14 protein-coding genes are annotated in these 12938 nt (G+C 41.3%); 3 read left to right on the top strand and 11 right to left on the bottom strand.

From position 1 onward, the window contains the following. Positions 1 to 158: 158 nt before the first annotated feature. A complete protein-coding gene (locus tag J8L86_RS02390) occupies positions 159 to 1883 on the bottom strand; it encodes a chloride channel protein (protein WP_065109023.1) in 1725 nt (574 codons plus the stop codon). 67 nt (positions 1884 to 1950) lie between these two features. Here J8L86_RS02390 and J8L86_RS02385 point away from each other — a divergent pair, with 67 nt between their 5' ends. Further along, positions 1951 to 2664 carry a DUF6776 family protein gene (locus J8L86_RS02385; protein ID WP_231919069.1) on the top strand — a complete coding sequence of 238 codons (714 nt, stop codon included), beginning with the start codon at positions 1951 to 1953 and terminating at the stop codon, positions 2662 to 2664. A 79-nt stretch (positions 2665 to 2743) separates the two neighbouring features. Beyond that, the gene (gene erpA, locus J8L86_RS02380; protein ID WP_055024237.1) at positions 2744 to 3094 is read left to right on the top strand and encodes an iron-sulfur cluster insertion protein ErpA; all 351 of its coding nucleotides are present in this window, start codon (positions 2744 to 2746) and stop codon (positions 3092 to 3094) included. Positions 3095 to 3174: 80 nt separating this feature from the next. Here the strand turns inward: erpA and J8L86_RS02375 are convergent, their stop codons facing one another. From J8L86_RS02375 to J8L86_RS02355, 5 genes are all read right to left on the bottom strand, one after another. Next, complete coding sequence (locus J8L86_RS02375) at positions 3175 to 3687, bottom strand: hypothetical protein (RefSeq protein ID WP_231919070.1); 513 nt, start codon at positions 3685 to 3687, stop codon at positions 3175 to 3177. Positions 3688 to 3879: 192 nt separating this feature from the next. Then, on the bottom strand, positions 3880 to 4266 hold the full coding sequence (locus J8L86_RS02370; protein ID WP_055024236.1) for a DUF2750 domain-containing protein: 387 nt from the start codon (positions 4264 to 4266) through the stop codon (positions 3880 to 3882). Between the two features lie 135 nt (positions 4267 to 4401). Further along, on the bottom strand, positions 4402 to 5103 hold the full coding sequence (aqpZ, locus tag J8L86_RS02365; protein WP_055024235.1) for an aquaporin Z: 702 nt from the start codon (positions 5101 to 5103) through the stop codon (positions 4402 to 4404). Between the two features lie 195 nt (positions 5104 to 5298). Further along, positions 5299 to 6474, bottom strand: a complete 1176-nt coding sequence (locus J8L86_RS02360; RefSeq protein WP_211028507.1) for an anhydro-N-acetylmuramic acid kinase — start codon at positions 6472 to 6474, stop codon at positions 5299 to 5301. A 121-nt stretch (positions 6475 to 6595) separates the two neighbouring features. Next, entirely contained in the window at positions 6596 to 8122 is a 1527-nt protein-coding gene (locus tag J8L86_RS02355; protein WP_065109024.1) for a peptidoglycan DD-metalloendopeptidase family protein, read from the bottom strand. Between the two features lie 122 nt (positions 8123 to 8244). Here J8L86_RS02355 and tyrS point away from each other — a divergent pair, with 122 nt between their 5' ends. Then, a complete protein-coding gene (gene tyrS, locus J8L86_RS02350; RefSeq protein ID WP_192022322.1) occupies positions 8245 to 9441 on the top strand; it encodes a tyrosine--tRNA ligase in 1197 nt (398 codons plus the stop codon). 83 nt (positions 9442 to 9524) lie between these two features. Here tyrS and J8L86_RS02345 read toward each other — a convergent pair whose 3' ends face one another. The 5 genes from J8L86_RS02345 to J8L86_RS02325 form a co-directional block, all read right to left on the bottom strand. Next, on the bottom strand, positions 9525 to 10010 hold the full coding sequence (locus J8L86_RS02345) for a nuclear transport factor 2 family protein (RefSeq protein ID WP_174567606.1): 486 nt from the start codon (positions 10008 to 10010) through the stop codon (positions 9525 to 9527). Beyond that, positions 10011 to 10643 (bottom strand): trimeric intracellular cation channel family protein, encoded by a 633-nt coding sequence (locus J8L86_RS02340; protein WP_065109025.1) that lies wholly within the window; start codon positions 10641 to 10643, stop codon positions 10011 to 10013. Continuing rightward, complete coding sequence (locus tag J8L86_RS02335; RefSeq protein ID WP_055024231.1) at positions 10636 to 11058, bottom strand: DUF2721 domain-containing protein; 423 nt, start codon at positions 11056 to 11058, stop codon at positions 10636 to 10638. The genes J8L86_RS02340 and J8L86_RS02335 overlap by 8 nt, the downstream gene beginning before the upstream one ends. Before the next feature lie 68 nt (positions 11059 to 11126). After that, positions 11127 to 12143, bottom strand: coding sequence for a cobalamin biosynthesis protein (locus J8L86_RS02330; protein ID WP_211028505.1), 1017 nt, complete (start codon positions 12141 to 12143; stop codon positions 11127 to 11129). Positions 12144 to 12187: 44 nt separating this feature from the next. After that, a complete protein-coding gene (locus J8L86_RS02325) occupies positions 12188 to 12880 on the bottom strand; it encodes a 5'-methylthioadenosine/adenosylhomocysteine nucleosidase (protein ID WP_065109027.1) in 693 nt (230 codons plus the stop codon). Between the last annotated feature and the right edge of the window lie 58 nt (positions 12881 to 12938).

Below are 12938 nucleotides of genomic sequence, written 5' to 3'. Positions count from 1 at the left end.
ATGTAGGGTGGCTGAGGCGAGATTTTAACAGAGAGTGAATGAATATTAAATCTCGCTAATGATTATTTATCACTTTTTAGACATAACACAGATTAGCCATATGAGAACAATAGGCAATGACGATGAACTTAGAGTAACTCAGTGTTTTGATATACTGATTACACCTGACCTGAGCGGATTTCTTGCCAGAGGTTTGCCCAGCTAATAACCCCCACAATATGCTGATTATTGTCTCGGTAAATATACACTTCGCCACGACGCTTAATCGACAGCAACTCATATACTTCATTGAGAGTGGCAGTATCTGGAAATCCTTGCATAACATGGCGTGACAAGGTGGTTGAATCTTCAAAGGATTGCATTTCAAGGCTCAACATTTGAATTTGAGATTCTGCATTTCTGACTAATACCGGTCTGCCTTCTGCCCGTTTCATGACTTCTAGCAATAGATCGTCATTATCATTGACGATAACAAAACGTCTATCCATCAAAGCACGCACGCCTTTTTTCTGTAATCCTTGATTCACCGGTGGGACTTTATATCCAAGCCCCATAATATCCAGCTGTTTTAAAAAGACCGAGCTGGTATTAAAGCCCTGATAGGCAATCAAAAATGCAGGAATGGTCACAAACATTGCAGGAAGGATGATTGAGGCGTCGTTGGTCAATTCTAATAGTGCAACTAAAGCAGCTAAAGGTGCACTGAGACATACGCCCATCATGGCAGTCATGCCAATGACGGTATATAGCCCCACATATGGTGCAATAGATGGAAAAAATATCGCACTTACTAGTGCGAGTATTGCCCCAATAAGCGCGCCAATCCCGTAAAGTGGGCCGATTAAACCACCTGGAATACCAAAGCCTATTGCTGCAATAGTGGCAATAATTTTACCCACTAATAGTGCGAGTAAAAACAGTAAACTCGGGTTATCAATAATGGTTGCTTGAATCGCTAAATCACCAGAGCCGAGCGCTTGAGGCAAGAACAGTCCAATAAGCGTTGTGACACTTGCTGCTATCATTAAGCGATAAATAAGTGGCCAATGTTGGCCAATTGCCGTCATCTTTAATAATGAATGATTAAACCCTGCGGCTGCGCAGCCAAGTACGATGCCCCCTAACGCTAGGATGGGGTAATGATCAAGCGGGATACGAGTCACCGTAATGAGATCGTATTCGTGGATGTTACCAAACACCAGTTGGCTTGAAAGTGCTCCGCAAATTGCTGATAACATAATGGGGAAAAAATAATGGATTTTGTATTCACGGACGATGACTTCAAATACAAATAACACGGCAGCCAATGGAGCGTTAAAAATGGCGGCGATACCAGCAGCAATACCGCTAGCGCACATAATACGTACACTGTTATCAGGAAGCTTGAATTTTTCAGCAAGGTAACTCGCGCTGGTCGCTCCTAGGTGAATCGCTGGGCCTTCTTTACCCACTGAGAAGTTGGCGATTAAAGCAATGAGCGCTTGAAAAAACTGTCCAGGAGCCGATTGAAGCGGCACTTTGCCATAATGTAGCTTGAAACGATGCAGTACATAAGCAATGCCCATTCGGCGGTACCGCTTTGAACCAATGCCTGCCACAACCCATATGAGTAAGGCGCCAACAATAGGCAAATAAGTTCGCCAATCACTTACAGCGCTTGAAAAATCTGTTGCTTCTGGAATGGTGTGTTCTTGAGCCCAACCCAGCGCAAGCCGAAATAGGATTATGACCCCAGATGCAATAATGGCAAATAGCAGTGCTATGACGCAAAGTTGCGCACTAATCTTCGCTTGAGAAAGCTTATCTCTCAAATCATTACGAAGATATTTGCGTGTCGCAGCTTTGGCGTGAATAATAGCGGCTTTATTTATCTTAATTTGCACTGTATTGCCTAAGATCCATTTAAGGGCGAATTGTTGTCATTGTATTTTATTAAGGGCTTGTTACCTAATGCTAAATTATCATCGCTTGCTTGACCGCTTGCAAGTTCAAGAACGTAAATTTCGCTCGTCTGGCTTATATCTAACTGCACTCATTGCCGTGAGCTTTCTTATTGGAGTGTTAAGCCACACGGTGTTTATTGCTGAGGTGGTGGAACCAGAGCAAGCATCGGCAGAAATCACTAGCCTAAATACTGAACTTAAACGTCAATCCCATGTGGTTTCTCGCCTTGAAATGGCATTAGCGATTGAAAAAGAAGCCAATGCAAATATGAAGCAAATGTTCAGTAAACAAATTCAGAAACAGAAAAACCTAGAGCAAGAGTTGGCATTTTATCGCAGCTTGATGTCACCGGAGAAAGAAGTCGATGGCATTGCCATTCATGGTCTTGAACTTTCTAAAGGTTTATTGCCAAACCGTTATCAATTACGCTTGATTTTAACTCAGCTACAAAAACGTAAAAATAGCGTGAAGGGTGTGGCTGATGTGGTTCTTGTTGGCGTTCAAGATAATGAACAAATTGAAATTTCATTAAATGATCTCGACATTGAAAAGTTTAATTTTGGTTTTCGTTACTTCCAAATGTTTGATGCAGAGATTAGCTTACCTCAAGGGTTTGATTTACAGAGAATTAAAGCTGTCGTTCAAGTCAATGCAACCCGAGGAGTGAAAGGGGGACGTATTGAGCAAACGTTTGAGATCGCAGAGTTACTAGAAAGCTAAAAAAGAACTAAGAGTAATACTTGAACAAATTAGTCAGGTAATAGATAATTCCGACCTGAAACTGAAGTAAGAGGTAGTAATGACTGAACAAACAGATGCAGCAATGCCAATTCAATTTACTGACGCTGCGGCAACGAAAGTGAAGGGACTGTTAGAAGAAGAGCAGAACCCTGAATTAAAGCTTCGTGTATATGTAACAGGTGGCGGTTGTTCAGGTTTTCAATACGGTTTTACTTTCGATGAAAAAGTGAACGAAGGTGACTTCACGATTGAAAAGCAAGGAGTTCAACTGGTTGTCGATCCTATGAGTCTTCAATACTTAGTTGGGGGCGAAGTTGATTACACTTCTGGCCTTGAAGGTTCTCGCTTTTTCGTTAAAAATCCTAATGCAACAACCACCTGTGGTTGTGGAGCGAGCTTCTCGGTTTAAGCTTTTAACAGTTTACGAGTCATAAAAAAGCCGTCTAAAGACGGCTTTTTTCATATCTGAATGGCAGGGTTTAGCTGTTATTAGCTGATAATATTAAAGTTCATTCTAGGTTTGAACCACTTTAAAACTGCTTTATCAAAACTTATCCATACCTGTATTAATGCAAGTACGATTAAAACTGTAAAGATGACCCAGTCAGATAACACCATTTGCATAAATCCAAAATCAACAGTCGTGGGGCCTGCAACGATATTATCGGGATCATACATGATGGCTGGTAAAGCGCTGTATAACGCGAGTTGTAATATGGCATAGGCTCGCAGCATATAAAGTGCAGCTTTTTGTCTACCCGCAACACCTAGCACCATCATCAAGGTCAATATGCATAATAAAACCCCTTGTTGAGCCATCAAACCGCTGACAGAGGTAATAACATACACACACATTAACGCGATGAGTCGCTTAGGAAAGAGAGGTTTGTTTTGCTCTTGAGGTGCTGGTGCGCTGTCTGTCACTTCTGAAAGTTGATCAGACGTACGGTTGTCAGTGTTAAGTTCAGTTTCTTGTTGAGGGTTGTTTTTATTATCAGTCATAACGCCTTAACTTTATTGTTTATTATTCTTTTGTTTATTACTTCGACAGTTACGCCTTGTTTTACTTCATCATTTGCGCTGCAACGGCTGAGGGCATTAAAAACTAAGCTTATTAAGCACGCTTCATAAATCCTCATTATAAGTGCACTGATTGAGCATTTAGCCAGCTACAGCGTAAATGATAAAACTCGATTAGTGTTTAGCTTGTTTCTTTGGCGTTAAACGTTGGTCAAGTTCATAAGGTGGGATAACAACCCCCAGATCTTCTTGAACGGGGAAAACGGCAACAAATAGGTCATCTTCTTCCATACCAGACACCCAACGTTGTTGGAATTCACTTAATGGAATTGATAGTGGTTCACAATCTTTCCACTCTTCAACAGCCCAAAGTTTTGCCGCTTCTTCAGAAGGCCACATCGGGATACAATCTTCATCTTCTGTTGTTAGCATGACACAGCCATCTTGATCTTGCAGGCTCCAGATTTGTTGTTCTTGTTTAACTTGCTCAACTAAATAGTCATAGCGTGCTTCAGGGGTCATATTAAGTTGGTCGGCAATTGATTTCATTTTGCTGCTCATGGTTGGCTCTCATAACAAGGTGTCGCAAATGTGGCGTACAGTAACGCAATTGGGTCATGATAACATTGACTGCTAAATTGAAAAAGAAAAGAGCACACTCGGTGCTCTTTGATAGATATAGCCTCACTCAATATACTAATGCTCAGCGGGTTGCTCAAAAAAGCGGAAGATCATACCAGCGAGAATCGCCCCAGCGATTGGCGCAACCCAGAATAACCATAACTGCGACAATGCCCAGTCTCCAACAAAAAGCGCAGGACCAGTACTTCTAGCTGGATTTACAGATGTGTTAGAAACAGGAATACTGATTAAATGGATTAAAGTTAAGCCTAAACCTATGGCAATGGGAGCAAAGCCAGCTGGAGCACGTGCATCTGTCGCACCAAGTATGATTAATAAAAAGAATAAGGTCATGACCACTTCTGTGATCAGCACGGATGTCATGCTATAACCGCCTGGTGAATGTTCGCCAAATCCATTTGATGCAAACCCACCTGCAAGACTAAAACCATCTTGACCACTCGCGATTAAAAACAACACCCCTGCACCAGCAATCCCCCCCGCGACTTGGGCAAGGATATATGGTGCTAGTTCCGCAGTCGGGAAACGACCGCCTGCCCATAATCCAAAAGATACAGCTGGGTTTAAGTGGCACCCTGAAATATGACCAATTGCAAAGGCCATCGTAAGAACGGTTAACCCAAATGCTAAGGCAACACCTAATAACCCAATGCCGACATCCGGAAATGCCGCAGCGATAACGGCACTACCACAACCTCCTAATACGAGCCACAAAGTACCAATGAACTCTGCTAACATTTTTTGCTGAATACTCATTTAAATGTCCTTATAAAAATTGAATACTGCTGTTTAAAACACAATTAACGTCCACAAAGAGTTAAGCAGTAAACCTTTATAAATTCAATTGAACATCATTGATAAATTGATGGGAGCTTGAGTGATGAAAATGGGAAGGCTGAAGCGATGTATTTTCATTCGTCGCTGCATCATGTTATTGAATGAAGGTAATGGTTAATAAGCGCTGTAAAAATTACCTAAAATCGCAGCTCGTTTTGCTCCTGTCACTGCGGGTAAGTTCCCGGTTTTTCCTAATACATGGCGCATTGCGAGCCAAGCAAAAGCGATTCCTTCAACCCATTTAGGATCGATACCAATGTCGCTGGTGGTAGAAAGTGACAGTTGAGGCAGTAATTGCTTAAGTCGCTTCATTAACTCTGAATTTAAAGCGCCACCACCGCAGACAAACACTTCTCCATTTTTAGCAATGGCTTGAATGTCGTTAGCAATAGAGTGACAGGTTAAGTCAAGTAGCGTGGACTGAATATCAGCAGGTTGTAGATGAGAGAAGTTAGCCAATTGCTGTTCAAGCCATGCTTGGTTAAATAGCTCCCGGCCCGTACTTTTAGGGTAATCCAATGCGAAGTAGGGGTGAGATAAAAGTTGCTTTAGAAACGCTGGGTCGGTGTTACCAGAAGCTGCCCATTGTCCTGATTCATCAAAAGGGCGTTGTAACTCTTGATTAATATACGCATCCATCAAGGTATTACCTGGGCCTGTATCAAATCCAATGACTGCTTCACTGTCACCATTGAGGTAAGTAATGTTCGCTATGCCTCCAATATTGAGAATAAAGCGGTGACAATCTTTCTGAGCAAAGCTGGCATGATGAAATGCTGGAACAAGCGGTGCGCCTTGTCCACCTAAAGCAATATCTTTACGACGAAAATCGGCAATAACATTAATATCGGTTTCAACGGCGATGGTTTCAGGATCGCCAATTTGCAGCGTAAAGCCTTGCTCTAAATTAGGCATATGCCGAATTGTTTGCCCGTGACTGCCAATGGCAATAACCGCAGATTTATCAATTCCCGCACGGTCGACTAGCTCATTAACTGCTTGGGCAAATAACAACCCCATTGCGCGATCTGTTCTTCCCATAATATTAATTTCATCAGAATTTGGGGAACATAAACGATGTAGGTTATTTAATATATGAGCAGGAATTTCAAGGGTATGAGTTGCTATTAGTTCGATATGATTATTTGAGAAGTCAACCAATACAGCATCAATGCCATCCATGCTAGTGCCAGACATTAACCCTATGAAGTAACCTGGCGACTGCGTGTTGCTGCCGTCAGTTTGAGTTGTGTGAGTTTGTTTCTGAGATATAGCGTTCGTTGCATTCATGGTAATGCTCATTATCTGTGTAGTCATAAAAAAGGCAGCCAATACTCATGGTAAATACTCGCCGTAAATATTAACTTCTAGTATTACGATAAAAGGTGGATTCAAGGCTGCGCATTGAATGCTAGTTTGTCGAGTTACTGGCGTAATGCAATTGCTTGTTTTGCTCGATTTTAGCCATTAATTGCTTACTTAACGCATCAAACTGTGACTTCTCTTTTTTATCAATAGGCTGTGATTTTGGCAGCTTTATTGTGCGGGGATTACGGTGCACACCATTGACGATAAATTCATAATGCAAGTGTGCGCCAGTCACGCGGCCCGTTTTACCTAAGGTACCAATAATTTGACCTTGTTTTACGGTATCGCCACGTTTTACTTTTCTTTTGGTTAAGTGCAAATACTTGGTTGTGTAAGTATCGTTATGCTTAATGAAAACATAATTACCGTTGTACTTGTTGTAGCTAGCCTCAACCACTTTACCACGACCTGCAGCTTTAATTGGCGTACCAATAGCGGCAACATAGTCGACACCTCGGTGCGCTTTCACTTGCCCTGTCACAGGGTGTAGTCGGCGTGGGTTAAAGTTAGAGCTGACGTACTTAAAATCAACCGGAGAGCGTAAGAATGCTTTACGCATGCTATCACCTGATTCTGAATAATATTCTCCGTCAGTGTATCTAACTGCGGTATATCGTTCGCCTTGGTTGTAAAACTCAGCAGCAAGAATATTCCCTGTGCCGATAAATTGACCATCAACGTATTCTTCTTCGAACATCAGCGCAAAATGATCGTCCTTACGGATATCCAGTGCAAAATCGATATCCCAACCAAAAATGTTTGCCAGTTGCATAATGTGATTTGCTGATAACCCAGCAGTGGCGGCAGCATTCCAAAAGTTACTGCTTATATTGGCTGTGATAAATTTAGTTTCTAAGGTGATGGTTTTAACCGTTACCTTTTCTTCAAATTTATCTTGGTTCTTGGTTATCACCAGTGTGGAAATCTTATCCATCTGATAACTCAGCTCTGTCACTTCGCCCTGAGCATCCTTTGTCACAGTGAGCTCTTCACCGGGCATAATTTTTAATAAATTTTTCTTGGACTTTGGCAAGCGAGTGATTTGATAAACATCTCGCGGTGTTAATCCCGCTCGGTTTGCCAGTCCGCCAAAGGTATCTCCTTTGGCCACTTTATAGCTTTTATGGGACAGTAAGTCAGCTTCTCGATAAGGGACTGCGTTTTCTTGGTCTTTTGGGGTTGATAGTAGGGTATTATCCGAAACCGATAATGGGTCAAGGTTAGCAATAGGATTACTGTCTTTAGATGGCGTTAAGGTATCCGTATCTTGTCGTGTCATTTCAGACGTAGTGGATCGACGAGATTGGCCTGGCGGAGTGGGCGTTCTAAATGCAAGTGGCACAGAATATTCAGACTGTTTATTAGGTGATGATGACTGAGTATTATCTTGATTAGTGTGTTGTGCATTAATGCGAGCAGAGATATCAACACTACCAGAAGTGACTTGTTTTGACGCTTGGACATCATCAGAGGGGAATAGCACGATAATCATCGTGAAAATTACTAATAAACTGAGTGCAATTTGATGCGCTTTTGGCAGTAATTTGAATAAAGTGATTAACTTTGCCATTGACCTGAGTACCAATTTCTCTTTTTCGTTGTAATCCCCTTAGTGTACACACTTTCAATTAATGTGGCTAACAAGTAACATAGGCCTCTTATTTTTTTAAAGCTGCAGGAGTAGGTGCCGAAATGGCTGATTTAGACCAAGTGTTAGCAGAACTTAAACGTGGTACCGACGAAATATTAGTCGAGTCTGAGCTGCTAGAAAAACTTAAAGAAGGGCGTCCTTTAAGAATTAAGCTAGGTGCAGATCCTACCGCTCCAGATATTCACCTAGGCCACACTGTTATTTTGAATAAGTTACGTGCTTTTCAAGAGCTAGGTCATGAGGTTATTTTCTTGATTGGTGACTTCACCGGAATGGTAGGTGACCCAAGTGGTAAGAATAATACTCGTCCTCCGTTAACTCGTGAAGATGTACTTGCAAATGCTGAGACTTACAAAGAGCAAGTTTTCAAAATCCTTGACCCAGCCAAAACTCGCATTGAGTTTAACTCAAGTTGGTTAGAGCCATTAGGTGCTGCTGGTATGATCCGTCTAGGTTCTAAGCAAACTGTTGCACGTATGATGGAACGTGATGATTTTAAAAAGCGTTATGCAGCCGGCCAGTCAATTGCTATTCACGAGTTTATGTATCCTTTACTACAAGGTTACGACTCTGTCGCATTAAAGGCAGATGTAGAATTGGGTGGTACCGATCAAAAATTCAATTTATTAATGGGCCGTGAGCTACAAAAAGCGGAAGGGCAAAAGCCGCAATCAGTCATTATGATGCCGCTATTAGTTGGACTTGATGGCGTTAAGAAAATGTCTAAGTCTGCTCATAACTATATTGGTGTGAGTGAGCCTGCGAATGAAATGTTTGGCAAAATCATGTCTATTTCAGATGATTTAATGTGGAGCTATTTCGAGCTGCTTTCATTCCGTCCATTACAAGAAATTGCCCAGTTTAAAGAAGATGTTACTAATGGTCAGAACCCGCGTGATGTGAAGATTGCTTTAGCAAAAGAAATCATTGCAAGGTTCCATGACCAAGAACAAGCTGATGCAGCACATCAAGAGTTCATCAACCGCTTCCAAAAAGGTGCGATGCCAGAAGATATTGATGAGCTAGACCTTGAAGCTGGTGAAGGCCTAGCGATTGCTAACTTACTTAAAAATGCAGGTTTAGTAGGTTCTACGTCTGATGGCATGCGCATGGTTAAGCAAGGCGCTGTGAAAATGGATGGTGAAAAGCTGACTGATACTCGTCAAGTCTTTGAGGCGGGCGTGAGTGCTGTGTTCCAAGTCGGTAAGCGTAAATTTGCTAAAGTGACTCTGGTTTAATTTGAACTAAACGAGAAACGTTAAACTAAAAAACGACTCAAATGAGTCGTTTTTTTATGTCTTGCTGTCAATAAATCCTGTGGCTACTGTGATTGTAATTGATCAGACATCGTTTGGTAGTCCATTAAATCAACTTGTTCTGTCATTCTTTCAGTATTCAAATCAAATTTAAGCGTGGTAACTCCAGGCACTGCTATTTCAATTATTTTACCTGGTTTGCCAAATTGATCACCTGGACCACGTAAGTGATAATTACCAATTAGGACAACCAATGAGCCTGTATTGAACATATGCTCGATATTGAAACGATACTCTAATACACCTTCGTGAGCACGCTCTAAAAACTCAATGATATGTCGACCACCAGTGTAAGTGACGTTAGCCGTTTTATCGTAAAAAACACTATCACGATTATAAAAACGCCTTAACTGACGATAGTCATGATCGGTTAATGCTTGAATATATTGCACTGCTAATTGTTGTACTTTTGGCATCTCGCCGACAGCGGCTTGTGATGAAAAGCTCATCAAAAAAAGATACGCACTACATAGTAAACCAATTAATCGCACTCAGGGCCTCTTACTTTTTAAATCAAATGCAGGTAAAGACAAATGCCAGCGAATAGCACTTAGGCGAATAATTAAGGTGCTAAACATTGCAAAAAATAATGCGTCAATGCTATCCATTCCGACTTCAATACTCAAGGTATAACAAATCCCGCCTACAATTGATGCAGTCGCATAGATTTCAGTTCTTAAAACCATAGGGACTTGGCGACATAATAAATCACGAATTATACCGCCGCCAACGCCTGTAATTAATCCCATTATCACTGCAGACATACCGGATAATCCGAGCAATAAGGCTTTCTCTGCACCGATAACGGTAAACAGTGCTAATCCAAGTGCATCAGCGACAGGTAAAGTAAGAGTAGGGAGCTTATGAGGTTTTCTAACGAAAATAAAACATGCAAGTACTGTCGCAAGAATAACAATGATGTAATTAGAATCAGTAATCCAAAAAACCGGTGTTGAGCCAGTTATCGCATCTCGAATGCTACCTCCACCAACAGCGGTAACAGATGCGAGAACAATAACGCCAAAAGGATCCATACGGTGTTTACCCGCAGCAAGAGCACCAGACAGGGCGAAAACAGCAGTTCCACATAAGTCGAATAGGTATATCCACTCTATGTTAATCATGGTTTTGCTCTGAACTTGCACGTTGCTTTTGGCTAAATTCTTCAATATGGATATTCAATGCATCCACGGATATGCGGATTTCGATAACCGATAAGATTAAAGAATAAAGCAAAAACAATAAGCTAACGCCAAAAACAATAGAGCCTGTATGGAAGAAACCTAAATAAATGAAAATCATGCTGATCACACAGATAGCAAAACTTACAACACCCGCTTCTTGCATGCGTCTAATGATACTGATGCGTTGGCGTAAATTTTTAATTTGCTCGTTATCAACAGGCTTGCCTGAGGCACTCAGGCTGCGGATCAGTGCAGCAAGTGAAAAAAAACGGTTGGTATAGGCTAACAACAATAATGAAATTGCAGGAAATAATAAGCCGGGTGTTGTTAACGAAATTTGGATGTTATCTAACAAAAAGGTTTGCCTCTAAATAGTGCTACCGCACGTCTAAGTCCGATATGATAACGCTTTTTCGCTAAAAATTACATTGATTGAACCCACCTTAATGCGGTCCATAAAATAGGAATAGCGATGGTAAAAGATAACCAAAAAGTGACAGCCCAAGTCGTTAAGCTAATTGCATTACGGACATCTGCAATGGTAGGCACTCTTGATGGGTTAATCTTAGTAATACTGACACGATATTCAGCATTTTCTATCGTCATCTTCTGGGGGCCACCTAGTTCAATTTGCAAGATTTTTGCGCCAAGATACAAGCTAGAAGCGCCATACACACCTTGAATGTTCTTTGACTTTTTAAACATCGCGCCGAGATTACTAAGGCCGCCCTGAAGGACTAATGTTAGATTCCATAACCACTGAGGAACAGCAAATGCGATACGGTTAATCCAGTATACTGCTGCACCAAAGTAACGGTACTGCGGAACGTAATTAGGCCAACAGTGTTCAAGTTGTTTGAATAAATGCAGTAACAATACTAACGGAGTACCGCCTAACGCATAGAACAAAATTGTTGCGACAGTGCCGTAACTTGGGCTTATCAGCAACCGTTCTATTGTGGCTTTACATATCCCCATTTCAGATAAACTGGCTGTATTTTGCATTAACCAAGGGGAAAGGTAAGTTTTAGCTAAGCCTTTTTGTCCGTGCTCTAGAGCACTAATGACATCTTTTGCAACGGGTTTAAATCCAGCGTCACTGATACAGAAATACAGCACGAGAAAGTCAAAAAACCAAGGGTAAGCAGCTAAAGAAAGAATAAAGTAAATAATAAACCAAATCGGTATAACTAATAGCGTGGTAGCCATTATTCCAGCAATTAATTGCTGCTGAGCTGAACGCTGCGGATGGTTTACTTTTTTACTGAGTAGTAAAGCAAATTGATGAAACCACACAATAGGATGCAGGTGGCGAGATAAAGGCGCAACTCTTGAAATAAGCAGCGCCATAAAGAGCACCAAGCAGCTTTTTAGTAAGTTGCCATCTGAGCGAAGCAGTTGTTCATAAAACGTGTTATCAGTGATTATGCTATCAAACATTCATCTTCACCCAGGTATGCTAACAATGAATTGCTACAAGACAATTATAGTTGTTTTAATAATGCGATAACCATTAGCGCTGAGTAATGGCCTGCTTTAACAATATAAGAGTCAAAATCAACAGGTGAGTCATTATTTGCATTGTCTGATAATGAACGAATTACGACAAATGGTACGTTAAATTGATGACAAACCTGTGCAATCGCCGCCGCTTCCATTTCACATGCTGCCATTGTCGGGAAATTGTTTAACATGACTTTAGTGCGTTCAGGATCGCAAATAAAGCTGTCACCAGTCGCAATTAACCCTTCAATTACTTGTGCTTCACCTAGGGATGAAATTGCAGATTTAGCGGCATTAACTAACTTTTCATCAGGAATGAAAGCGGCTGGTTGAGAGGCCATTTGGCCAATTTCGTATCCAAATGCGGTAACGTCTACATCGTGATGACGTACTTCTGATGAAATGACAATATCGCCAATATTTAAGCTGTCGACAAAACCACCTGCTGAGCCTGTATTGATAACGGCATCAACCTTAAAGTTATTAATCACTAGTGTCGTAGCAATACTGGCTGCGACTTTACCGATACCTGAACGAGTAACGACGACGTTTTGTCCCGATAATTGACCTTCAACAAATTCGATTCCAGCAACAGTTGAGTGAACTGGATCTGTCATTGACTCAATTAAATGAGCAACTTCTGGTTCCATGGCGCCGATAATAGCGATTTTCATAATTAAACTCTCAGTATGTGTAATTAGGCCAATGTTAAATGAGAATTGGCAAAAGGAT

It is taken from the genome of Shewanella sp. MMG014, assembly GCF_018100775.1.
Lineage (GTDB): Bacteria > Pseudomonadota > Gammaproteobacteria > Enterobacterales > Shewanellaceae > Shewanella > Shewanella japonica.
This window is presented reverse-complemented; position numbering and strand designations above follow the sequence as displayed.